Here is a 23,133-nt window from a genome sequence, read left to right on the forward strand (position 1 = left end):
TTTTATGACAGCAAACCGGCCATAAGGGTCGTCCAACGACAAAAAAAGCATCTCGCTATGAGATGCTTTTTTATGACATATTTACTTGACGTCTGAAGCCTGTTGAGTTTGTTCTACCTGCTTTGTTTCGTCATTTACACGTTCAATATCAGCGCCTAAAGCGGCTAATTTATTGTGGAAATTTACATAACCACGATCAAGGTGTTTTAATTCCGTTACACGCGTATAACCGTCTGCTACAAGTCCTGCTAATGTTAACGCTGCTGCTGCACGAAGATCTGTTGCTGCTACTTCAGCGCCTTGTAGTTGAGAAGGTCCGTTAATAATAACAGAGCGTCCTTCAATTTTAATATCAGCGTTCATGCGGCGAAACTCTTCTACGTGCATAAAGCGGTTTTCAAAAACTGTTTCTGTAATCATACTTGTGCCTTCTGCTGCTAATAATAATGCCATCATTTGAGATTGCATATCCGTAGGGAACCCTGGATGAGGCATTGTTTTAATATCTACTGATTTTAGCTTTTCAGGTCCTACAACACGTAAGCCGTCGCCTTCTTCAGTAATTTCAACACCCATTTCTTCCATTTTAGCAACAAGTGAACTGATGTGCTCTGCTACTGCACCGCGTACAAGTACGTTTCCACCTGTAATAGCTGCTGCTACCATGAATGTTCCAGCTTCGATACGATCTGGAATAATTGCATGTTCTGCACCATATAATTTATTAACACCTTCAATACGGATCGTACCAGTTCCTGCACCGCGAACTTTAGCGCCCATTGCGTTTAAGAAGTTTGCTAAGTCGACAATTTCAGGTTCTTTTGCTACGTTTTCCATAATTGTAGTGCCTTCCGCTAATGCTGCTGCCATCATAATATTTTCTGTGGCACCTACACTTGGGAAGTCTAAATAAATTTTAGCACCTTTTAGTCTTCCTTCAACTTTTGCATCAATAAAACCATTTCCTACTTGAACTTTAGCACCCATTGCTTCAAATCCTTTAAGGTGCTGATCAATCGGTCTTGATCCAATCGCACATCCACCAGGTAAAGCTACACGAGCCTCACCCATACGCGCCAATAAAGGACCCATTACAAGTACTGAAGCGCGCATTTTTCTTACATATTCAAAAGGTGCATCTGTTTTTAACTCTCTTGATGCATCTACAACTACACGATTTGTTTCAAAATCTACTTCTGCATTCAGATGTCTTAAAACTTCGCCAATCGTAAATACATCGGAGAGAGCTGGTACATCATTTAGAATTGTTTTTCCTTCACTAGCTAATAAGGTTGCAGTGATAATAGGTAAAACGGCGTTTTTTGCTCCTTCAACTTTAACTGTACCGCTTAATCTATTTCCACCGCGGACGATGATTTTTTCCAAGGTATTCCCCTCCGCGTCCATTTTCTCTATATTAATATTCAGACGTAATGATAGGTGTGCCAACAACTATGGTTGTTTGACCGCCCATTCTTGTCTTGCGTAATGCAATTTGTAAGTTCATTTCCTGCTTTTTCGTTTGAAGAGCTTCTTTCCACAGTCCAGTATATGCTGAAACAGAGGTAAATGACTCTTCCACTAGAGATTCCACTGGTTTAGCATTGAAAGCTCGTAATAGGTCTTGAATTTCAACAGACAAAACACTTTCCATCTTATCATTGATTTCCCCTGTTGCACAAGAGAAAATTATGGGTTCTGACAGGAAAATTTTTTCATAATTTGTCTGAAATACATTTTGAAAATGGGTCATATTTTTTTCTTTTAAACCTTGTCCCGTTACATGATACGATATGTACGCATTGCTGTGTTCATCGATCGCATAAGTTAACAGAATGACTTCGTTCACATCTTCACTTTTGCGTGTACCTATTGCTTTCCATAGGTCTCTTTCCCTCTTCACTTCCCATTTAAAACCTCTAAAATTACTTTTAATACTTTCAGCTTGCGAATAGAAGGTTTTTTGGTCAGTAACAGCTTTTACTTCTTCTCTTGCATACAACGATACTTCAGTTAACGAAACATGCTGCTTATTTAAGGTGTGAACAATCTTCTCAATAGTAGTTTCATTGTTTTGGGCATTGCTCACATAACTTCCATGATATACGAATAAGCCAGTAATGAAAATAGCCAAAAAGACACTAATTTTTTTAAACATTTCGCCACTCCCTCTCCGTACTCATCAGTCTTTCCAGAAGGCGATGATACATACATGAAAAGGGTCGTCATATTTAGACATAGCGACATACATTAGCGTATAAATTCGTATATCTTCAACGAATGAACGTCTATTTTATCATAGACTCATAGCTTGCCAATCATTGAAAAAATGAGGGAATGCGCTGTGACCAAAATAAATAATCCAAAAAGAAATTACTTACTGTTGATGAAATAGTAATGGTCAATAAAATAAGCATTAATTTTGCTTGAAACACATGATTAGGTTTCATCAGCTTTTCAATTTGAAAGCCTTGCAAAGCATACCAAGTAATCACAATAAAAATCAAATGTGAAATCATGGTTAGTAACGTTTGCTGCTCAATTCCTCCAAACAATAAAAGCACTCCTTTTAAACACCATATGAAAAGAAGAGACGATCATCGTCTCTTCTTTTCATATTAAAGCACACTTATGCAAATTCGTAAACGGTAACATGAAAAACATTTATTTTATTCCCTATTTTAAGATCCTTTTCCATTATTAAGAAAAATAAAGAAGACGGATACGCTTAGTTAAATAGAATATATAATCATAGACGAATGCTATTTGCTCTTCCTCTTTTATATAATAGAGCAAAAAAGCCCTCTCATTCGTTTGAGAGGGCTTTTTTTAGAACTTACGTTGACTAATATCTAAACGATTGACTGCCCGTTTTAAGGCAATTTCAGCACGCTTAACATCAACGTCGTCTTGTTTGCTATCAAGGCGCATTTCAGCGCGCTTTTTCGCTTCTTCTGCACGAGCTACGTCAATCGCTTCAGCTGTTTCAGCAGCCTGTGCAAGAATTGTTACTTTGTCAGGTCTTACTTCAAGAAATCCTCCGCTAACAGCCACAAGTTCTGTACTGCTTGCTTTCTTCAAGCGGACGGCTCCAATTTGTAAAGGAGCAACCATCGGAATATGGCCATGTAAAATACCAAGCTCACCGCTCTGTGCTCGGGTACTTACCATTTCCACTTCTGATTCGTAAACTGGGCCATCAGGAGTCACTACACTGACATGGATTGTCTTCATTTAAAAAACCTCCTATGTCCCTTAAATTAAACTTCTACTCCCATACGTTTCGCATTTTCAATAACTTCTTCAATGCGACCAACTAAACGGAACGCATCTTCAGGTAAATGATCGTATTTACCTTCCAAGATCTCTTTAAATCCTTTAACAGTTTCTTTTACAGGAACATAAGAACCTTTTTGACCTGTAAATTGTTCTGCTACGTGGAAGTTTTGGGACAAGAAGAATTGAACGCGACGAGCACGTTGTACAACAAGTTTATCTTCATCAGATAACTCATCCATACCTAGGATTGCAATGATATCTTGTAACTCTTTATAACGCTGTAACGTTTGTTGAACTTGACGCGCAATTGCATAGTGCTCTTCTCCAACAATTTCAGGAGATAAAGCGCGAGATGTAGATGCTAATGGATCTACCGCAGGGTAAATACCCATCTCTGATAATTTACGCTCTAAGTTTGTTGTTGCATCTAAGTGAGCAAATGTTGTCGCTGGAGCTGGATCCGTATAGTCATCGGCTGGTACGTAAATCGCTTGAATCGATGTTACAGAACCTACGCTTGTTGACGTGATACGCTCTTGAAGCTGACCCATTTCTGTCGCTAATGTTGGCTGATAACCTACTGCTGATGGCATACGGCCAAGTAATGCTGATACTTCTGAACCCGCTTGTGTGAAACGGAAGATATTATCGATAAAGAATAATACGTCTTGACCTTGTTCGTCACGGAAGTATTCTGCCATTGTTAATCCTGTTAATGCAACACGCTGACGTGCACCAGGCGGCTCATTCATTTGTCCAAATACCATAGCCGTCTTCTTAATAACACCAGAGTCTGTCATTTCATGGTATAAGTCATTACCTTCACGCGTACGCTCACCTACACCAGCGAATACCGAAATACCGCCGTGCTCTTGAGCAATGTTATTGATTAACTCTTGAATTAATACTGTTTTACCTACACCGGCACCACCGAATAGACCGATTTTTCCACCTTTAATGTAAGGAGCTAATAAGTCTACTACTTTAATACCTGTTTCAAGAATTTCAGCTTGTGTAGATAGATTTTCGAACTTTGGTGCTTGACGGTGGATCGGATCACGACGTGCACCTGCATCGATTGGGGCGTCTAAGTCGATTTTTTCACCTAATACGTTAAATACACGACCTAACGTAACGTCACCAACTGGTACTGAGATTGCTGCACCTGTATCTTCTACTTCTAATCCACGAACTAAGCCGTCAGTGGATGACATTGCTACTGTACGAACTGTGTTATCACCTAAGTGAATCGCAACTTCTAATGTTAATTCGATTGCAACTTCACTTGCACTGCTCGGTTTATGTGAAATTTTAAGGGCGTTATAAATTGCCGGAAGGTGTCCGTTGTCAAACTTTACGTCTACAACTGGACCCATGATTTGAGTAACGCGTCCTTTTGTCATCGTGTTCCCTCCTAACTTGCTTTTCCATTAAACTTTCTATTCTAACGCTGCCGCTCCGCCAACAATTTCCGTAATTTCCTGGGTAATTGCCGCTTGACGTGCACGGTTATATGACAATGTAAGATTATTGATAAGATCTTTTGCATTGTCTGTTGCACTTTTCATCGCTGTCATACGAGCAGCATGCTCACTTGCTTTTCCATCAAGCAGGCCGCCGTAAATTAAACTCTCTGCATACTGAGGAAGTAATACTTCTAAAATCTCTTCTTGTGATGGTTCAAATTCATAACCAACAAGTTTACCAGAAGGTTGAAGATCTGTTAGAGGCAATAGCTTCTTCTCCGTCACTTCTTGTGAAATCGTATTGATAAAGTGATTGTAGTATAAGTAAAGTTCATCAAACGTACCGTCCGCAAACATTTGAACTGTTTGTGAAGCAATTCCTTGAATGTCAGCAAAAGCTGGCTGATCTGCTAAGCCTGTGATTTCAAGCAAAACCGGAATACCGCGTTTTACGAAGAAATCTCTCCCTACTCGTCCAATTGCAATCACACCGTATTCATCAGGTGATTGATGGCGTTCTTCAATAGCTTGAGATACTTTTCGCAAAATATTACTGTTATATGCTCCTGCTAGACCGCGATCTGAAGTGATTACGATATAACCAGTCTTCTTCACGCTGCGCGCAGTTAACATTGGATGTGAAGCGCCTCTGCTGCCTAGGGCTACACTTGAGACTACCTCTTGAATTTTTTCCATATATGGAACAAACGATTTTGCATTTTGTTCCGCTCTATTCAGCTTTGCAGCTGAAACCATTTCCATTGCTTTCGTAATCTGGCTCGTTTTTTTCGTCGATGTGATTCGAGTTTGTATATCACGTAATGATGCCAAAGGTTTCACCACCTTGTTTTAGAAGATCACGTGGTATGAAAGGTGAACAAATGTTCACCTTCACCTTATTGAAAGATTGTCTTAACATACCATGCTGACAATATATTATTCAGATGCAATAAATGTTTTCTTGAATTCTTCAAGTGCTGATTCGAATACGCCAGCTTCAGGAAGGCCACCAGTTGTACGGATTGATTCAAGTACTTCTTTACGGTTTGATTCTAACCATGTTAAGTACTCGTCTTCAAAGCGTGTAATATCTGATACTGGAACATCATCTAAGAAGCCTTTTGTTAATGCGTAAAGCACAGCTACTTGTTTTTCTACGCGAAGCGGTTTGTGTAAACCTTGTTTTAAGATTTCAACTGTACGCGCTCCTCGATTTAATTTTGCTTGAGTTGCTTGGTCAAGATCAGAACCGAACTGAGCAAACGATTCAAGCTCACGATAAGATGCAAGGTCTAGACGCAGTGTACCTGCTACCTTTTTCATCGCTTTAATTTGTGCAGATCCCCCTACACGTGATACAGAAAGACCAGCATTAATCGCAGGACGTACGCCTGAGAAGAATAGATCTGACTGTAAGAAAATTTGTCCGTCTGTAATCGAAATTACGTTCGTTGGGATATAAGCAGATACGTCTCCTGCTTGCGTTTCAATAAATGGAAGAGCTGTTAATGAACCTCCACCTTTTGCGTCCGATAACTTTGCCGCACGCTCTAATAAACGAGAGTGCAGATAGAATACATCCCCTGGGTACGCTTCACGACCTGGAGGACGGCGTAATAGTAATGAAAGTTCACGATAAGCTGATGCTTGTTTTGTTAAGTCATCGTAAATAACAAGTACGTGCTTACCGTTATACATAAACTCTTCACCCATTGTTACTCCAGCGTATGGTGCTAAGAATAATAGTGGAGCTGGTTGTGAAGCTGATGCTGTTACAACGATTGTGTAATCTAGAGCACCGTGTTTACGTAATGTCTCTACTACGTTACGAACTGTTGATTCTTTTTGGCCAATCGCTACATAGATACATACCATATCTTGATCTTTTTGGTTTAAGATTGTATCGATTGCTACCGATGTTTTACCCGTTTGACGGTCACCGATAATTAACTCACGCTGTCCACGGCCGATCGGCACAAGTGCGTCAATTGCCTTGATACCTGTTTGAAGCGGCTCATGTACTGATTTACGATCCATAACGCCAGGTGCAGCACCTTCAATTGGACGTGTTTTTGTTGTTTCTACCGGGCCTAAGCCGTCTACTGGCTGACCTAATGAGTTAACAACACGACCGATTAACTGCTCCCCTACTGGAACTTCCATGATGCGTCCTGTACGGCGAACTTCGTCACCTTCACGAATTTCTGTATATGGTCCTAAAATAATGATACCTACATTGTTTTCTTCTAAGTTTTGTGCCATTCCCATGACACCATTTGAAAATTCAACCAGTTCTCCAGCCATGACATTGTCGAGGCCATGAGCACGTGCGATACCATCCCCAACTTGGATAACAGTACCTACATCACTCACTTTAATCTCAGACTGATAGTTTTCAATTTGCTGCTTGATCAGCGCACTAATTTCTTCAGCTTTGATGCTCATGAATTTCACCCCTATCTACGATCTGTGTGCAAGAAGTCCTCGGTGGATCGTTTCTAATTTGCTGCTAATGCTGCCATCATAGATACGATTACCAATGCGAAGCTTCACGCCGCCGATTAGGCTTTTATCTACTACATTTGAAATATTTAACGTATGTTTTCCAACTTTTGAAGCAAATGATTGCGAGATTGCTCGTTTCTCATCTGCGCTTAAAGGTTTGACAGAATAAACAGTTGCGTCTGCCACGCCACGTACTTCGTTCGCTAGGAAACGATACTCTTGCACCATTTGGCTAACAATTTGAATGCGGTGACGCTCTAATAATAGAAGAACCGTATGTTGAACAGTTGGTGAAAGTTCAGCAAATGCCTCACTTACAAACTGTTTTTTTCGCTCAATTGTAATTTTTGGATGAGTTAATACATCCATTAATTCAGGTGTTTTAGCAAACACCTCTTCAACGATTTGTAGCTGGTCTTGCATTTCATCGATCATCTGTTTTTCTGTTGCTAATTGAAAAAGAGCTAGTGCATAGCGCTTGGCTACAGCTGGTTGACTCATCGTACATCCCCTACTTCTTGGATATATTCATGAATTAACTTCTCTTGATCTTGTTCAGAAAGTTCTTTTTCAATAACTTTCGACGCAATTAAAACAGATAATGAAGCAACTTGCTCACGTAACGCAGCAACTGCTTGATCTTTTTGCTGTTCGATTTCTTGTTTTGCTGCAGCTTTTAGACGCTCAGACTCTTCGCGTGCTGCCGCAATGATTTCTTCTTTTTTATCTTCTGCAGACTTTCTAGCGTTTTCCATCATTACTTGCACTTCTTGACGAGATTGCTTTAAGATTTCACGCTGCTCTTCAACAAGCTTCTTCGCTTCCTCATTTTGCTTTTCTGCTTCATCAATCTCACCGGCAATATGCTCTTCACGTTTTTTCATGATTCCCATTACAGGACCAAACGCGAATTTTTGAAGTAACGCAAGTAGGATAAGGAACATCACTAATTGGAAAAGAATATCTCCACCATTAATGCCTGCTGCTCCTAACACAAACATGTTCGACACGGCCATGTTCACTCCCTTCAGAGACTCCACATATATAATTTACTTCTTAAAGACATAAAGTAATGGCGAAGGTTCTTTTGAATGATCTTCGCCACATGTAACACATTATTATTTACCTTGTACCATGAATGCAATAACTACGGCGATAATTGGAAGCGCCTCAACTAAGGCAACCCCAACGAACATCATTGAAGTTAATGTACCACGTGCTTCTGGTTGGCGAGCTGTGCCTTCAATCGTCTTAGAAACGATAAGACCGTTACCAATACCAGCACCTAGTGCCGCTAAACCAATCGCAATTGCAGATGCTATTAAACCCATTTTATAAAGTCCTCCCTTAATATATATGATTTTGTTTAACTAAGTTTTGTTTTGTCCAAATTGGGTATTACTTGAACAAAGCTTTATAAATTAATGGTCGCTACTCACTTTGTGAGATAAATAAACCATCGTTAACATTGTGAAAATGAAGGCCTGAATTGCGCCTACAAAAATACTGAATCCTTGCCATAAAAGCATTGGGATAGCAGCTCCAATTGTACCTAGGAAGCCTGTTGTTGCTAAACCAGCTAGCAAGCTTAACAAAATTTCCCCAGCATAAATATTACCGTAAAGACGAAGGCCAAGCGTTAACGTATTGGCAAACTCCTCGATAATCTTAAGCGGGAATAAAAATGCCATTGGCTTGAAGTAATCTTTCGTGTATGCAGAGAAACCTCGCATTTTAATACCATAATAATGTGATAGTACAACTACCATAACGGCTAACGTCAGCGTAATTGCTGGATCAGCGGTTGGCGATTTCCACCATAAGTTATGGTCAATCACGATGGCGAATGGAAGACCCAACATATTTGACACAAAAATGTACATAAGTAAAGTTACACCTAGCGTCAAAAAGCGGCCACCTGTTTTCCAATCCATATTGCTATTAACGAGTCCTTTAACAAAATCTAAGACCCATTCAATAAAGTTTTGTGCACCGCTTGGCTTCATAGCAAGAGTACGAGTACATAAAACTGCAATTAAGAATACAATAACAGAAGCTACGGTAACCATAAGCAAGTTACTTTGACTAAAAGTAAGGCCTAGAAACTCTATAGTTGGTGATTCATGACCCAACTGTGTTCACCTCTCTTTCTATCTTCTACGCATATTTTGAACAACTAAATCTATGATAATGACAACATAATACGTCATTAATCCCACAACTACACTAATAATATGAAAGGTTTTTGGATAAGAGATGGTAATCACAACTGCGAGAGCAGCTGTTGCAAATCTTACAACAGTCCCAATTGAACGGGGCTTTTTCCCCTCATCCAACGCCTGTCCAAACTGCTCAAACTTTCTTACTAAGTTCCACAAATTATACAAACTCAGGGCGGTTCCTAAAATTAAACCTGCAAAAACAGCCTTATAACTTGTAAATCCCCAGCCGAGAACGTATAATGCTAACAAATACAATATGTATGAACGAAGTCTTGGAAAAACGTGCTGCAAATCCTGCATGAATTATTAATCTCCTGAAAAAAAATGGTGGACTGTCCGCAGCATCATAAAAACACCTGCTGCTAGCCCTGAAAGAAGGCCTAAAATCAAAAATAGTGGTTCGGTGTCAAGCCATTGATCAGCCCATCTTCCAGAGAATAAGCCAATTAAGACTGAACCTGCTAACTGTGATAGAATGATTGACACTAATGCCATCGCTTGCAAAGGATGACGGTTGCGATCTTTCATAAGCTCATACCCCTTTTGCAAAATTTTCTTTTTTCCGAATTCTCTATCGTTTTCATAGCTCAATATATGATAGAAAGGCAAAAAAAATTGCTAAAAAAGGTAAAAACAGCTAATAAAATACGCAGAAATATCAACGGTTTTCACAGGTTGAAAACCTTATCATTTATATTCCCTGTAAGCATACAATAGCGTATATTTAATGTCAATGTGTTTAAGCTAAAAACTTCACAACCTCTTCTTATTGTTCACATTTCTGCCACACATAAAACCTCTTCAAATGAAAACATTTAAAGAGGTTCATTCAATCGTTATTGTACTGTGTACAACCTGCTCTTGTCTATGCTTTTTCACAAATGCAAATATTTGGTACACTCCTGGTACAAGCGATTCATCAATCGTTATTTTTCGTTTTCTCATGCCTCTTTCTACATCCACGTCAACATCTAAATACGATACAAACTGTAAAGACTGCTTATCAAAAAGAGCGACGCCTAACTGATCTGCTCCTTCAGGCAAAAACAGTTCATAGCTATACGTATTTTTCTCTTTTTCCGCTGCTACTTGCAATCCCATGACACGAGGATAATCTGGAATGCTAATCATGTACATATAGGGAAGCGAAAATGTTTCACGTGAATCATTTATTTCCAAATATCCGTCATATATACCTTTATTTTTAAAACGGGGCTGCACCGATAAAGTGACAGCTATCTCTTTTGTCTGACGGGGTGGCACCGTGACGGGTAATGGAACATCCCAGTTCACTCCTTCATCCCTTTTTGGAACGTTTAAGCGATACGTTTTTGCTTTATCAGACTGGTTATCAATTTTAAAAGATAAAACTTTCTTTGATGGACGCGTAAAAATACCAAAAGATAAAGAAGATGGATAAAACAAAGATTCTGCTGTGACGGCTTTTGCTATTTGAATTCTTCCCGCTCCTTGTTCATATACGCGATACGTTTGACCGTTTAGCTGCTGCATTACTTTACTGGTGTTCATCAATGAAGCTTTGACTTGTTCAGGAGACCAGTTCGGGTGAGCTTGTAAAATCAGCGCACACGCTCCAGCTACATGGGGCGCAGCCATACTTGTGCCATGCATGCGTTCATATCCTCCAGGAACTGTACTATTAATGAAGTAACCTGGTGCGACGACGTCTGGTTTGATTCCCCAAGTAGTCGTTACAGGCCCTCTTGAACTGAAAGATGTGAGCAAGTCTTGCACCACTTGCTGCCCAGTGCGTAAGTACGGTTGTTGAGACTGAATGTGTTGGCTAATGGTGTCACCGCTTTTTTTACTTACCCATATCACGGGAATATTTACTGACTCTTTTAGTTTACTGACTATGCTTTTTTCTGTCGGGCTATATAAAATAACCGCTTTGGCTCCCGCCTGTTCAGCTTGTTTAATCTTTTTTTGAACCGCATTTCCTTCTGCTTTTAGCAAAATGACGTTACCCGACGCATGCTTTTGCTCTTTGGAATCTTCTTCATTTATTACACGCAGCGTTTGATTAAACGTCCATGGACGAGACCCTTCTACTGGCGCCATCATAATTTTTTCTTTGTTAAATCCAATTGTTAGAAATTGAACTGTTGTCGGAGAAACAGAAGCGCCAACGGAAATAGCTTTTCCCGCTGTACCCGGAGAGCCCACCGTCCATAAACCTGGACCTGAATTGCCGCTAGATGTAACCGTTACAATTCCTTTTTCAACAGCTCGATCTAACGCTAAGCTTGTTGGTAAATCAGGGCCATTCACATCATTTCCTAATGATAAATTAATAATATCTACATCATCTTGAATTGCTTTTTCAATAGCTAGAATAACACTTTCAGACGTTCCAGCTCCTCCAGGTCCAAGAGCTCGGTATGCATAGATTTCCGCTTGGGGTGCTACGCCTTTAATATTCCCATTCGCTGCAATAATACCAGCTACATGAGTACCGTGCAGAGTCGGTTCTCCTTGCTCACGAGTGGTTTCCATCGGCTCATAATCTTCATCTATTACATCGTAACCCCCTCTGTAGGTTTGTTTTAAATCAGGGTGAGAATAATCAACCCCCGTATCGATAACGCCTACTTTGATCCCTTTTCCTGTTAAACGCTGATTGTGAGTATCAAACAAGCCTCTTACCTGTTCTGAGCCAATGAACGTTACGCTATTTTCTTCTGTAACCTGATAGTTTTTAATAGAATGTGAACTAATAATAGATGGATTCTGAGATAGTTTTTCCAAATCCGAGATGGAGCCGTTTAATGAAAGTCCTGTAAACACCGTGTGAAATTCGCTCTTAATCTTTATATTAGGATAATTTTTTTGTAGCTGACTTTTAAATTTCGTGAATTTTTCTTTTTTAATCATCACAATGATTGATTTTTCCTGATGATTCATTTCTTGTTTTATAGAAGGAAATGTCGGATTGAGCGACATTTGCCCTCCCCCACTCCCCAATATAAAGCTAATCATTAACCATTTAATCCACATAAAAAAACACCTCTCACACTATCGTGTCTCAAAGAGACGCTTTTCATGTGAAAGGTGTTTAGAAATCTTACGAAAGCGGATTAAAAGCTTCCGGTCTGTTTTCACGGCGGTTGAAATAGTAGCTAATAGCATCACAAATTCGTTTAGAAGCTAAGCCGTCTCCGTAAGGATTCGATGCTTGTGACATTTGCTTATATACGTCTTCATCTATTAACAGCTCTTTTGCTAGCGTATAAATCGTTTCTTCTTCCGTGCCTGCTAGTTTGAGCGTTCCTGCTTCAATTCCTTCCGGGCGCTCTGTTGTATCGCGAAGTACCAATACAGGTACGCCTAATGAAGGAGCTTCTTCTTGAACACCGCCCGAATCTGTCAAAATAATATGAGCGCGCTCAGCGAAGTTATGGAAGTCAATTACATCTAACGGTTCAATTAAATGAATGCGCGGGTCATTTCCTAAGATATCGTTTGCTGTTTCTCTAACTACTGGATTCAAATGAACAGGATACACAACTTGCACATCTTCATGTTCATCTACAATACGCTTAACAGCACGGAACATATTTTTCATTGGTTCGCCTAAATTTTCGCGGCGATGTGCCGTTAACAAAATAAGACGATCATCTCCCAATTTCGTTAACACTTCATGCTCATATGTCTCTTTTACTGTTGTTTTTAGCGCATCGATAGCTGTATTTCCAGTCACAAAGATTCGCTCTTCTTTTTTGTTCTCTGCTTGCAAATTAGCTGCAGACTTATCTGTTGGAGCAAAGTGCAAATCAGCGAGAACACCTGTAAGCTGACGGTTCATTTCTTCCGGGTATGGAGAATATTTATTCCATGTGCGCAAACCTGCTTCAACATGCCCGACCTGAATCTGATTATAAAAAGCTGCTAGCCCAGCAATAAACGTCGTAGTTGTATCACCGTGTACAAGTACCATGTCCGGCTTTACTTTTTTCATTACGTCGTCCAAGCCTTGTAATCCTCTGGTCGTTACGTCCATAAGGGTTTGGCGATCCTTCATAATGTTCAGGTCATAGTCAGGCTGAATGTCAAAGATGCTCAATACTTGGTCTAACATTTCACGGTGCTGAGCCGTTACTGTAACAATTGCTTCGAACTCTTCTGGTCGCTTTTTAAGCTCTAATACTAGAGGAGCCATTTTAATTGCTTCTGGTCTTGTCCCGAATATCGTCATTACTTTAATTGGCTGCTTCATGTTCATCACCCAAATCTACAAATTATTTTGTACCGAATAAACGATCCCCTGCATCACCTAAACCTGGAACAATATATCCATGGTCATTTAATTTTTCATCTAATGCTGCAATGTAAATATCTACGTCAGGGTGTGCTTCTTTTACAATTTCCACGCCTTCAGGAGCAGCAATTAAACACATAAATTTAATGTTTTTAGCGCCTCTTTTTTTCAGAGAGTTGATTGCTTCTACAGCTGACCCTCCTGTTGCAAGCATAGGATCTACTACAATAAAGTCACGCTCTTCTACATCATTAGGTAGCTTTACATAATATTCAACAGGCTGTAATGTTTCTGGATCACGATATAAGCCAACGTGTCCAACTTTAGCAGCTGGCATTAGTTTTAAAAATCCATCTACCATGCCGATACCAGCACGAAGAATTGGAACGATACCAAGCTTTTTCCCTGCAATAACTTTTGACTTTGTTTTGCAAACCGGTGTTTCAATTTCAACATCTTCTAGCGGTAAATCACGTGTTGCTTCAAAAGCCATTAAGCTTGCCACTTCATCAACTAATTCACGAAACTCTTTCGTTCCCGTTTTTACATCGCGTATGTAAGTTAATTTGTGTTGAATAAGCGGGTGATCAAATACGTATACTTTGCCCATTGATATCTCTCCTTATATATAAAGATGTACACATTAAAATACCATTCAACGAATTGAATGGTACGTACTAGTAAAAACATATCTCTTGCTAATTAAATTTATACATTGCATTCATTTTACAGAAAAAAGTTTTTGAGTTCAAGCATTATTCAAAAAATGATTGGATTGCTACCACTTTCTCCATAAAAAAACAGGCACAAAGGCCTGTCTCTCTTAAAGTGATTTATACATTTCAAACTTGCTTGTTAAAGCTTCAACGCGTGTTTTAGCTTCAGCTAACTTTTCTTCATCTTCAATATTTTTAAGCGTTAATCCGATGATAGAAGCAATTTCATCCATCTCTTCTAAGCCAAATCCGCGAGTTGTAACCGCAGCTGTACCAATACGGATACCGCTTGTTACAAATGGGCTTTGCTCATCATAAGGAATTGTATTTTTGTTTGTTGTAATACCTACATCATCAAGCGCTTTTTCAGCTACTTTACCTGTCAAATTCATTGAGCTTACGTCGATTAACACAAGGTGATTGTCTGTTCCTTCAGATACAAGAGCAAATCCTTCTTTCTTTAATCCTTCTGCTAAACGATTAGCATTGTCGATGATATTTTGAGCATAGTGCTTAAACTCATCTTGTAATGCTTCACCAAATGCTACTGCTTTTGCAGCGATAACGTGCATCAATGGACCACCTTGAATACCAGGGAAGATCGACTTATCAATCTTTTTCGCAAATTCTTCTTTACATAAAATCATACCGCCGCGTGGTCCGCGTAGTGTTTTATGTGTTGTAGTTGTAACGAAATGAGCATGTGGCACAGGATTTTGATGAAGTCCTGCAGCTACTAGACCAGCAATATGAGCCATGTCTACCATTAAATAAGCGCCTACTTCATCAGCGATTTCACGGAAACGCTTGAAGTCGATTGCGCGTGGATATGCGCTTGCACCAGCCACAATTAATTTTGGTTTATGTGTACGAGCTTTTTCTAATACGTCATCGTAGTTAATGCGATGTGTTTCGCGATCTACACCATATTCGATGAAATTGTACTGAACACCACTAAAGTTAACAGGACTTCCGTGCGTTAAGTGACCGCCGTGCGATAAATTCATACCAAGTACTGTGTCTCCAGCCTCTAAAACAGTGAAGTATACAGCCATGTTTGCTTGTGCACCTGAGTGAGGTTGAACGTTCACGTGCTCTGCTCCGAAAATTTCTTTTGCACGATCACGAGCTAAGTCTTCTACTACATCCACGTGTTCACAACCACCGTAGTAACGTTTAGCTGGATAGCCTTCAGCATATTTATTTGTTAAAACTGAACCTTGTGCTTCCATTACCGCTGTTGTTACAAAGTTTTCTGAAGCAATTAGCTCAATCTTAGTACGTTGTCTTTGTAATTCATCCTTGATCGCATTATAAACTGCTGGATCTTGTTGCATTAGTTGTTTCTCCATCAAAATCCTCTCCTCGTTTCGTATTCGCAATGTTCGTTATTTGTTAATTCAACTACATTGTAACATGATTTATTTAGAATAAAAAAGAAAAAATGTGTATTATTTTAATATATTTAATTACGAAAGTTCGTAAAACGCTCTCATTCCACCGATTAGTTTTGGACGCGTCTTTGCTAAAGTAACATGAGCGTGTCCAACTGCGTTCAACGTACAACGAACGGGTACTGCGACATGCTTTAAATGCATACCAATGAATGTATCTCCAATATCAATCCCAGCATCAGCTTTAATAAACTCTACTAAAACAGGATCTTTAAGCTGGCCATAGGCCTGTGTAGCCATTGCTCCACCTGCTTTATGAATAGGAACAACACTAACGATTTCTAAGCGTTCTTTACGAGCTAATTCTCTTTCTACTACCAGTGCTCGATTAAGATGTTCACAGCATTGAAATGCTAAGTGGACACCCGTTTTTTTTCGAAAATCTGCTAGTGTATCAAAGATCATTTCTGCAACTTCCATTGCGCCTGCGGTTCCTATTTTTTCACCAATTACCTCGCTTGTACTGCATCCAATGACAAGTGTATGTTCTGAAGATAACTGCACTTGTGCTGAAAAATCAGATAAAACTGTTTCCAACTGCTCTTTCCATTTCGTAAGTTCAGACACGTTTTTCTTCCTTTCTTCCATTGAATACGTTCACATTATGCCGTTACTGTTGCATCACTTTGCTGCTCATACTGTTTAATTTTATTCACGCGATTTTCATGTCGCCCGCCTTCAAATTCTGTCGTTAACCAAATTTTCGCAATTTCACGTGCAAGTCCCGGCCCAATGACGCGTTCACCCATTGCTAAAATGTTGCTATCATTATGTTCTCTTGTGGCTTTTGCACTAAACGTATCATGCACTAGAGCGCAGCGAATTCCCTTTACTTTATTAGCTGCTATGCTCATACCGATGCCTGTTCCGCAAATAAGAATGCCTCGACTTACTTCTTGGCTCGCCACTTTTTGAGCAACGGGAAGTGCATAATCCGGATAATCGACAGATGCTGAGCATTCACACCCTAAATCCACATATTCAATATTTAATTCTTCCATTAAAGAGATAATTTCCTGTCGTAAATTTATACCGCCGTGGTCAGATGCAATAGCTACTTTCATCTTTGTTTCCTCCTCATACATACCTTCATCTTCTATTAATTTTTGTTCAGTTTAAGTCTGCAAAAATTTATGGGACCTTTTATAATTTGTCGACTATTTTGTTAATCATACGCTCTAACTCTTCTAAAGTCTGTTCGTACGTCTGTAATGATCCGCCAAACGGATCAGATACTTCACCTTGCTCGCCGGCAAATTCTTTTAGCGTAAATAATTTATCACTTACGTATGGAGCTTGGTTCAAAATTAGCATTTTATGCTGCTCCGTCATCGTAAAAATATAAGTAGCCCACATCAATTGTTCTTCCGTTAATGCTGCCGAAGCATGAGAACAAGCTATGCCTTTCTGTTGAAGGGCAACTTGTGCATGAACAGAAGCTTCACTTCCATTTGAAGCGAATACGCCTGCAGACTTCACGTTTATTCCATCTATTTCTTTAGCTTTCAGCAACGCTTCTGCCATAGGGCTGCGGCACGTGTTTCCTGTACATACAAATAAGATGTTTTTCAAGATACATCCTCCCTTGCTTTCACTATGTGCGACTATGTTGATATTCCACCCTATTGTATCTCTATTGCTTGCATAAATCCAGTTAGCTTTTTTGGGTGTTTTTTATCCATAATCTCTTTATTTATCTTGAAAAAAACACCTTCGCTTTCCTTTTTTTATTGCTGTAATCTAAAAGAAGCAAAAAAAGACCATAACCTGCATGGTCATGGTCCTTTACCTATTTATATATAGTTAAAAAGGTAATAGCAATTTGATGCCAAAAGCTAATAAAATGCTCCCGCCCAGTGCCTCACTATATGAACCAAGCCAGCCTTGTACTCTTCTGCCGAGCAACAGTCCTAACCAAGTTAATAGCATACTCACTACGCCAAAAACAATAATGGTCAAAAACGTTCTTGCCCCAAAAATACCTAAGCTAAGTCCAACAGAAAAACTATCTAGACTCACGCTGAGCGCAAAAAATAACAGTCCAAAGCCAACTGGTTTGATAAACGGCGTATCGTCATGCTTAAAGGAGGAATAAATCATCTGCGCCCCAAGAATCAGCAATAAAATTCCACCGCCATAGGTAGCAAACATTCCAAGTTTATCAGACAAAAGTCGTCCAATAAACATGCCCAGTAGCGGCATCCAAATATGAAATATACCGATAACAACACCAATGTAGAAAATTTGGCGAAAGCGTAAACGAATTAACCCCATTCCCAAACCAACTGAGAAAGCATCCATTCCTAAGGCAAACGCCATAATGACTAACGTGATCATTTCACTAATTAACTGAGATACATTCATCTTTACCCTCCTCGGACGTGCTCCTATTTCAAAATATGCACATTCGAAAAGGTTTAGAAGATGAATTTTATTGCTTAATCACGTGATGTCCTGCAGCTTTCATTAATCGATTCATAACGGCATGACCGACTCCTTCTTCAGAAAAACTTTCACTAACGATAATATCTACATCGCACTCATTAAATGAACGAAGAGACTCATATAAGTGGCTAGCAACCGTCTCTAAATTTGAGCGAGATCCACATGTAATGACGGCATCGGCTTTATACACATTTTCATGTTCAGATGTCGTTAATACCCCTACTCGCTTACCCTGATCTTGATAGTGATCAATAATAGATTGGAAAAAATCTGAACTGCCGTCAACAATGACAAGCGGTGCATCAGGTGCGTAATGCGTATATTTCATACCTGGAGATTTTGGCGCTTCTTTATCACTTATTAACGCTCGATCTACTTTTACGGGACCAATTACACTTTCTAACTCTTTCTGAGTAATGCCGCCTGGACGTAAAATAATAGGAATCTCTTCAGTACAATCAAGGACAGTCGACTCTACTCCTACCCCTGTCGCTCCTCCGTCTACAACTCCGCTAATACGCCCTTCTAAATCATTCATCACGTGGTGAGCTAAAGTGGGGCTTGGCTTGCCGGAGAGGTTTGCACTAGGAGCCGCGATAGGCAAAGCCACTTTTTTCAATAATGCAAGAGCTACCGGATGTGATGGCATTCTCACTGCAATGCTGTTTAAACCAGCCGTAACCTTATCTGAAACTTGATCTTTTTTAGGTAATATCACGGTAAGAGGACCTGGCCAAAAAGCATCAATCACTTTCTCTGCTTTTGAAGGAATTGACTCTACAAATGTATGCAGCTGCTCTTTATCTCCAATATGAACAATAAGAGGGTTATCACTAGGACGTCCTTTCGCTGCAAAAATTTTATCCACAGCTTTATCCGATGTTGCATCTCCTCCTAATCCATACACCGTCTCTGTAGGAAAAGCAACCACTTCGTGGTTGCGCAACAAATCTGCTGCTTCTTCTATCTGTGGATAAATATCTTTTTCGTTCATAAAATTATCCACAACCCATAACTTAGTTTCCATCTTCTTCAACTCCTTTTTCTTTCTATATCTAGGTTTTTTTTACTTTAAAAGTACAATATGTATCAAAAACAGTAAAATACATGCATTCATTATATCAGCAAACAAGCTTTATCCACAAAATGTGGATAAAGCTTAGATTTTTGTGAATAACATTGTGGATACCCCATTAAAATGATTTATCCACATTTCCTTTTAACTAGCTGCATAAAACATCACGTAGACATCCTTAGGATTTGGTAACTGTTTTAAATACGAATGTTCTTTTAACAAATCAGGTAGAGCACTATAAGATGTTTGCTGAAAATTCATCATTTGAAAAAAATGCAGAGAGGATGCCTTATTTGTTAGTAAATATAGTTGCTTCACACCATGCTTTTGAGCCAGCTGAACGATACTTTTAAATAGCAGCAGAATATCAGATTGCATCAAAGAAGGTGACACGACAAGGGAGCGAAGAATTCCGTCCATGCCTTCTTTTTCAAACCCAACTGTTGCTAGCAGCTCGCCTTCATCACTTTCCATGATGACAAATTGATGAATATGTTCTTCTACACCCGCTGTGCTAATACCCGCTTTTTGTAAAAACTTCTGAATTCGAATATAATCATTTTTACTGGCAATTTTTAATTGTTCTCTCATTTTAATCACCTCAACTTGTTTTCTAGTAACAAATCTATGAGATGGTTAAAAAAAGTAGAACTGAATTTTATTTTTAATGATTCTATTAATTAAATACGGACGATACCCATTCTACTACAAAAAACTTAACTTCTACAGAATCTTCTTTCGATTTAGCATCAGCTTTTTTCTTAGATGAAACAGACTTTTCAGTTTCCTTACTTTCCTTTTTCTCAGCCTTAGCGCTTGTTTCTTCTTTCGCTGTGTTGCTTGTATCCTTTGCAGCTGCTTCTTTAGAAGATGCCGTTGGTTGAGAAGGTTCCTCAGCTTTCTGCTTAATAGAATCCGATGTAATAGTTGCAGATTGAATTTCTGTCTTCACTGCGGGTTCTTTACTTTCAGCCGACGTATCATCTGTTTTGTCTGCAGATTTTAATTCAGAAGCTGCTGGTTTTTCTTTTTCTGCCTTTGGTTCTTCTTCAGATGGCTCTGGCGCTTTTACCGCTTCACCGTTTGAAAAATCTAAGAAGCATAAAGGAGGAAATAGTACACACCACCAGTTTGCTCCTTCTCCTTTACCAAGAGTAATAAGCACGGCTTCATACTCACCTGCTGGATATAAAAACTGACCGTACAACTTAGTAGGAAACTCTACTTTTCCGAATTTAACGTGAACAGATTCATTTACGCCTTCTTCTTTTAGCACTTCTTTCGCAATTGTCTCAAGCGCTGGCAAATTTTCTTTAATTGTTTTTCGAGCTACAGTTACAGATGTTAAATCTTTTACCCATTCTGTAATTTGTTCGTTCACACGGTCACGAATCAGACGTTTTACGTACTGATCTTTTTCACCGTCGCTGTTTGCTAAAATACGCAGTCGAATTGCCTCGTCTGGAATGACTGCAGGCTGATCTGCCTGCACTTGGTTATGTGTATATATAAGTTGAGCATTTGCTCCAATAATTAATAAAATAAAATAAATGATAGCATACTTCTTCATTTCGGCCACCGCCCTTTCATAGGAACAGTATGGCCGAAAGCAAGATATCTTAAACTAGTAATTTAGTAAAAAAATGCATGATTTTCAAAAACCAAAGGGAAAATCATTCCCTCTGATTTTTTTAGTTATCACGAAGTTGTGCAAAAACCATTCGATCTTTTCCATTAATATCATATACACATTCTACAAAAGCTGTCGGAAACGTTTTTTGCAGCATCTCAGCTACATCTTTTGTCTGTCCGGCCCCGACCTCAAATCCAATAATACTGTTTGACTTCGTCACATATGGCAACTCTTCCATAAAACGTCGATAAAAATCCAGACCATCTTTTCCACCAAAAAGAGCTCGATTTGGCTCATGATCTTTTACCACTGTGGACAATTCATCATCTGCTGGAATATAAGGCGGATTAGACACAATTACATCAAATTTCTGATTTGATGATAGGAATGGTTGTAATAAATCTCCCTGTATAAACGTGACAGCAGCGTCCAGATTTTGAGCATTCTCCTTGGCTACATTTAAAGATTCTATAGCTATATCTGTTGCTGTAACATTGACGCTGTCAAGCTCCAACGCTAAAGTGATAGCAATCGCCCCACTTCCCGTTCCAATATCGACAAGCTCAATAGACTGGTGTTGAAATTCTTTTTTCATTCGAGAAATCATTCCATATACGAGCTCTTCTGTTTCCGGTCTTGGAATTAATACATGTTCGTTTACAATAAATGAACGTCCGTAAAATTCTTCTGTCCCGATGAGATATTGTACAGGCATCCCTGCTTTATGAGCATGGACATCTTGTTCAAACCTTTTTAGCGTTTCTTCTTCTAGTTCTTCCTGCAGAGCACCTAGCAAATGAGTTCTCGTCATCTGTAAGTGATGGCGAAGCAAGAGTTCTCCCGCGTTTTCATCTCGCTTTGCCTCTTTCAAAAAAGAAGAAGCCCACTTAAGGGCTTCAAATACTTTCATTAGTTCGAATCTTCCATTCGGCGCGCTTGGTCTTCCATTACTAATGCATCGATAATTTCATCAAGCTTGCCTTCTAAGATTTGATCTAGCTTTTGAATCGTCAGACCAATACGGTGGTCCGTTACGCGATTTTGCGGGAAATTATACGTACGGATACGCTCAGAGCGATCTCCTGATCCAACTGCTTGTTTGCGCGTTGCATCGTACTCTGCTTGTGCTTCTCGCTGGAATTTGTCGTACACGCGAGCACGCAATACTTTCATTGCTTTTTCTTTATTTTTAATTTGAGACTTTTCATCTTGACATGATACCACTGTATTTGTTGGTAAATGTGTTAAACGAACTGCCGACATCGTCGTATTAACACTTTGGCCACCAGGTCCACTTGAAGCAAATGTATCTACACGGATGTCTTTTTCATGAATGTCCACTTCAACTTCTTCCGCTTCAGGAAGACATGCTACCGTTGCTGTAGATGTATGAATACGACCGCCTGATTCTGTTTCAGGAACTCGCTGAACACGGTGTGCACCGTTTTCAAATTTCATCTTTGAGTACGCACCTTTACCGTTAATCATAAAGATAATTTCTTTATAACCGCCTACTCCAGTAGTCGTTGCTTCCATTACTTCTGTTTTCCAGCCTTGTGATTCAGCAAAACGAGAATACATGCGGTACAAATTAGCTGCAAATAACGCTGCTTCATCTCCACCAGCCGCTCCACGAACCTCCATGATTACGTTTTTATCATCGTTTGGATCTTTTGGAATTAATAAAATACGTAGCTTTTCAACTAGCTCTTCTTGCTGCGTTTCTAACTCGGCAATTTCTTCTTTGACCATGTCGCGCATATCTGCATCAAGCTTATCTTCAAGCATCGTTTTCGCTTCTGATAACTGCTCTTTTACATCTTTGTATTCCTGATAAGCGGCTACCGTTTGTTGTATATCTGATTGTTCCTTCGAATATTCTCTCAACTTAGAGGGGTTGTTTACGATCTCAGGGTCACTCAGAAGTTCGTTTAACTTCTCATAGCGCGCCTCTACCGCTTCTAAACGATCAAACACGTCATTCACCTCATTCTTTATCCATAACATTGTAATTATAGTATAGCTTTAAAATAGAGTCAAAACCTTGTTAATACACGTA

26 protein-coding genes are annotated in these 23,133 nt (G+C 39.4%); all 26 read right to left on the reverse strand.

What is annotated here, in order from left to right; genetic code table 11:
* Positions 1–81: 81 nt before the first annotated feature.
* The 26 genes from murA to prfA all read right to left on the reverse strand — a co-directional run bounded on the left by murA (position 82) and on the right by prfA (position 23,051).
* Positions 82–1,386 (reverse strand): UDP-N-acetylglucosamine 1-carboxyvinyltransferase, encoded by a 1,305-nt coding sequence (murA, locus tag AC1VNJ_RS19580; RefSeq protein ID WP_028411990.1) that lies wholly within the window; start codon positions 1,384–1,386, stop codon positions 82–84.
* A gap of 31 nt (positions 1,387–1,417) precedes the next feature.
* A complete protein-coding gene (locus AC1VNJ_RS19585) occupies positions 1,418–2,158 on the reverse strand; it encodes a YwmB family TATA-box binding protein (protein ID WP_028411989.1) in 741 nt (246 codons plus the stop codon).
* 160 nt (positions 2,159–2,318) lie between these two features.
* Complete coding sequence (locus AC1VNJ_RS19590) at positions 2,319–2,555, reverse strand: DUF1146 family protein (protein WP_013059797.1); 237 nt, start codon at positions 2,553–2,555, stop codon at positions 2,319–2,321.
* 274 nt (positions 2,556–2,829) lie between these two features.
* On the reverse strand, positions 2,830–3,234 hold the full coding sequence (locus tag AC1VNJ_RS19595; RefSeq protein WP_028411988.1) for a F0F1 ATP synthase subunit epsilon: 405 nt from the start codon (positions 3,232–3,234) through the stop codon (positions 2,830–2,832).
* Between the two features lie 26 nt (positions 3,235–3,260).
* Positions 3,261–4,682: a F0F1 ATP synthase subunit beta gene (gene atpD / locus AC1VNJ_RS19600; RefSeq protein WP_013059799.1), complete on the reverse strand. Its 1,422-nt coding sequence runs from the start codon at positions 4,680–4,682 to the stop codon at positions 3,261–3,263.
* A gap of 36 nt (positions 4,683–4,718) precedes the next feature.
* Positions 4,719–5,576 (reverse strand): F0F1 ATP synthase subunit gamma, encoded by an 858-nt coding sequence (locus AC1VNJ_RS19605; protein ID WP_013059800.1) that lies wholly within the window; start codon positions 5,574–5,576, stop codon positions 4,719–4,721.
* 105 nt (positions 5,577–5,681) lie between these two features.
* Positions 5,682–7,190 carry a F0F1 ATP synthase subunit alpha gene (gene atpA, locus AC1VNJ_RS19610; protein WP_013085461.1) on the reverse strand — a complete coding sequence of 503 codons (1,509 nt, stop codon included), beginning with the start codon at positions 7,188–7,190 and terminating at the stop codon, positions 5,682–5,684.
* A 15-nt stretch (positions 7,191–7,205) separates the two neighbouring features.
* Positions 7,206–7,751, reverse strand: a complete 546-nt coding sequence (locus AC1VNJ_RS19615; RefSeq protein WP_028411987.1) for a F0F1 ATP synthase subunit delta — start codon at positions 7,749–7,751, stop codon at positions 7,206–7,208.
* Positions 7,748–8,266 carry a F0F1 ATP synthase subunit B gene (locus AC1VNJ_RS19620; protein WP_013085463.1) on the reverse strand — a complete coding sequence of 173 codons (519 nt, stop codon included), beginning with the start codon at positions 8,264–8,266 and terminating at the stop codon, positions 7,748–7,750. The genes AC1VNJ_RS19615 and AC1VNJ_RS19620 overlap by 4 nt, the downstream gene beginning before the upstream one ends.
* A gap of 102 nt (positions 8,267–8,368) precedes the next feature.
* Positions 8,369–8,581: a F0F1 ATP synthase subunit C gene (gene atpE / locus AC1VNJ_RS19625; RefSeq protein WP_013059804.1), complete on the reverse strand. Its 213-nt coding sequence runs from the start codon at positions 8,579–8,581 to the stop codon at positions 8,369–8,371.
* A gap of 90 nt (positions 8,582–8,671) precedes the next feature.
* A complete protein-coding gene (gene atpB / locus AC1VNJ_RS19630; RefSeq protein WP_013059805.1) occupies positions 8,672–9,382 on the reverse strand; it encodes a F0F1 ATP synthase subunit A in 711 nt (236 codons plus the stop codon).
* An 18-nt stretch (positions 9,383–9,400) separates the two neighbouring features.
* Positions 9,401–9,772 carry an ATP synthase subunit I gene (locus AC1VNJ_RS19635; protein ID WP_013059806.1) on the reverse strand — a complete coding sequence of 124 codons (372 nt, stop codon included), beginning with the start codon at positions 9,770–9,772 and terminating at the stop codon, positions 9,401–9,403.
* Positions 9,773–9,778: 6 nt separating this feature from the next.
* Positions 9,779–10,000, reverse strand: coding sequence for an AtpZ/AtpI family protein (locus tag AC1VNJ_RS19640; protein WP_013085464.1), 222 nt, complete (start codon positions 9,998–10,000; stop codon positions 9,779–9,781).
* Positions 10,001–10,297: 297 nt separating this feature from the next.
* Positions 10,298–12,490 (reverse strand): S8 family serine peptidase, encoded by a 2,193-nt coding sequence (locus AC1VNJ_RS19645; protein ID WP_033580400.1) that lies wholly within the window; start codon positions 12,488–12,490, stop codon positions 10,298–10,300.
* Between the two features lie 67 nt (positions 12,491–12,557).
* A complete protein-coding gene (gene wecB / locus AC1VNJ_RS19650) occupies positions 12,558–13,709 on the reverse strand; it encodes a non-hydrolyzing UDP-N-acetylglucosamine 2-epimerase (RefSeq protein ID WP_033580399.1) in 1,152 nt (383 codons plus the stop codon).
* 22 nt (positions 13,710–13,731) lie between these two features.
* A complete protein-coding gene (gene upp, locus AC1VNJ_RS19655; RefSeq protein WP_013059810.1) occupies positions 13,732–14,361 on the reverse strand; it encodes a uracil phosphoribosyltransferase in 630 nt (209 codons plus the stop codon).
* Between the two features lie 213 nt (positions 14,362–14,574).
* A complete protein-coding gene (locus AC1VNJ_RS19660; protein ID WP_013059811.1) occupies positions 14,575–15,819 on the reverse strand; it encodes a serine hydroxymethyltransferase in 1,245 nt (414 codons plus the stop codon).
* A gap of 117 nt (positions 15,820–15,936) precedes the next feature.
* Positions 15,937–16,488: a TIGR01440 family protein gene (locus AC1VNJ_RS19665; RefSeq protein WP_028411982.1), complete on the reverse strand. Its 552-nt coding sequence runs from the start codon at positions 16,486–16,488 to the stop codon at positions 15,937–15,939.
* 35 nt (positions 16,489–16,523) lie between these two features.
* Positions 16,524–16,985, reverse strand: a complete 462-nt coding sequence (gene rpiB / locus AC1VNJ_RS19670) for a ribose 5-phosphate isomerase B (protein ID WP_028411981.1) — start codon at positions 16,983–16,985, stop codon at positions 16,524–16,526.
* Positions 16,986–17,064: 79 nt separating this feature from the next.
* Positions 17,065–17,493 (reverse strand): low molecular weight protein arginine phosphatase, encoded by a 429-nt coding sequence (locus AC1VNJ_RS19675; protein ID WP_482641196.1) that lies wholly within the window; start codon positions 17,491–17,493, stop codon positions 17,065–17,067.
* A gap of 231 nt (positions 17,494–17,724) precedes the next feature.
* A complete protein-coding gene (locus AC1VNJ_RS19680) occupies positions 17,725–18,285 on the reverse strand; it encodes a manganese efflux pump MntP (protein ID WP_028411979.1) in 561 nt (186 codons plus the stop codon).
* 67 nt (positions 18,286–18,352) lie between these two features.
* Complete coding sequence (locus AC1VNJ_RS19685; RefSeq protein WP_028411978.1) at positions 18,353–19,393, reverse strand: L-threonylcarbamoyladenylate synthase; 1,041 nt, start codon at positions 19,391–19,393, stop codon at positions 18,353–18,355.
* 192 nt (positions 19,394–19,585) lie between these two features.
* Positions 19,586–20,032: a GNAT family N-acetyltransferase gene (locus tag AC1VNJ_RS19690; protein WP_047749577.1), complete on the reverse strand. Its 447-nt coding sequence runs from the start codon at positions 20,030–20,032 to the stop codon at positions 19,586–19,588.
* Positions 20,033–20,117: 85 nt separating this feature from the next.
* Positions 20,118–21,011 carry a stage II sporulation protein R gene (gene spoIIR, locus AC1VNJ_RS19695; RefSeq protein WP_482641197.1) on the reverse strand — a complete coding sequence of 298 codons (894 nt, stop codon included), beginning with the start codon at positions 21,009–21,011 and terminating at the stop codon, positions 20,118–20,120.
* A 121-nt stretch (positions 21,012–21,132) separates the two neighbouring features.
* Positions 21,133–21,984, reverse strand: coding sequence for a peptide chain release factor N(5)-glutamine methyltransferase (gene prmC / locus AC1VNJ_RS19700; RefSeq protein WP_028411975.1), 852 nt, complete (start codon positions 21,982–21,984; stop codon positions 21,133–21,135).
* Positions 21,984–23,051, reverse strand: a complete 1,068-nt coding sequence (gene prfA, locus AC1VNJ_RS19705) for a peptide chain release factor 1 (protein ID WP_013059820.1) — start codon at positions 23,049–23,051, stop codon at positions 21,984–21,986. The genes prmC and prfA overlap by 1 nt, the downstream gene beginning before the upstream one ends.
* Between the last annotated feature and the right edge of the window lie 82 nt (positions 23,052–23,133).

The organism is Priestia sp. 3CA3, assembly GCF_056836725.1.

Bases quoted from the DNA above. Each gene is read 5' to 3' on its own strand.
- AC1VNJ_RS19585 (WP_028411989.1), bottom strand. From the start codon at position 2,158: ATGTTTAAAAAAATTAGTGTCTTTTTGGCTATTTTCATTACTGGCTTA.
- AC1VNJ_RS19595 (WP_028411988.1), bottom strand. From the start codon at position 3,234: ATGAAGACAATCCATGTCAGTGTAGTGACTCCTGATGGCCCAGTTTAC.
- atpD (WP_013059799.1), bottom strand. From the start codon at position 4,682: ATGACAAAAGGACGCGTTACTCAAATCATGGGTCCAGTTGTAGACGTA.
- atpA (WP_013085461.1), bottom strand. From the start codon at position 7,190: ATGAGCATCAAAGCTGAAGAAATTAGTGCGCTGATCAAGCAGCAAATT.
- AC1VNJ_RS19615 (WP_028411987.1), bottom strand. From the start codon at position 7,751: ATGAGTCAACCAGCTGTAGCCAAGCGCTATGCACTAGCTCTTTTTCAA.
- AC1VNJ_RS19620 (WP_013085463.1), bottom strand. From the start codon at position 8,266: ATGGCCGTGTCGAACATGTTTGTGTTAGGAGCAGCAGGCATTAATGGT.
- atpE (WP_013059804.1), bottom strand. From the start codon at position 8,581: ATGGGTTTAATAGCATCTGCAATTGCGATTGGTTTAGCGGCACTAGGT.
- AC1VNJ_RS19635 (WP_013059806.1), bottom strand. From the start codon at position 9,772: ATGCAGGATTTGCAGCACGTTTTTCCAAGACTTCGTTCATACATATTG.
- AC1VNJ_RS19640 (WP_013085464.1), bottom strand. From the start codon at position 10,000: ATGAAAGATCGCAACCGTCATCCTTTGCAAGCGATGGCATTAGTGTCA.
- AC1VNJ_RS19645 (WP_033580400.1), bottom strand. From the start codon at position 12,490: ATGTGGATTAAATGGTTAATGATTAGCTTTATATTGGGGAGTGGGGGA.
- wecB (WP_033580399.1), bottom strand. From the start codon at position 13,709: ATGAAGCAGCCAATTAAAGTAATGACGATATTCGGGACAAGACCAGAA.
- upp (WP_013059810.1), bottom strand. From the start codon at position 14,361: ATGGGCAAAGTATACGTATTTGATCACCCGCTTATTCAACACAAATTA.
- AC1VNJ_RS19660 (WP_013059811.1), bottom strand. From the start codon at position 15,819: ATGGAGAAACAACTAATGCAACAAGATCCAGCAGTTTATAATGCGATC.
- rpiB (WP_028411981.1), bottom strand. From the start codon at position 16,985: ATGAAAGTAGCTATTGCATCTGACCACGGCGGTATAAATTTACGACAG.
- AC1VNJ_RS19680 (WP_028411979.1), bottom strand. From the start codon at position 18,285: ATGAATGTATCTCAGTTAATTAGTGAAATGATCACGTTAGTCATTATG.
- AC1VNJ_RS19685 (WP_028411978.1), bottom strand. From the start codon at position 19,393: ATGGAAACTAAGTTATGGGTTGTGGATAATTTTATGAACGAAAAAGAT.
- AC1VNJ_RS19690 (WP_047749577.1), bottom strand. From the start codon at position 20,032: ATGAGAGAACAATTAAAAATTGCCAGTAAAAATGATTATATTCGAATT.
- spoIIR (WP_482641197.1), bottom strand. From the start codon at position 21,011: ATGAAGAAGTATGCTATCATTTATTTTATTTTATTAATTATTGGAGCA.
- prmC (WP_028411975.1), bottom strand. From the start codon at position 21,984: ATGAAAGTATTTGAAGCCCTTAAGTGGGCTTCTTCTTTTTTGAAAGAG.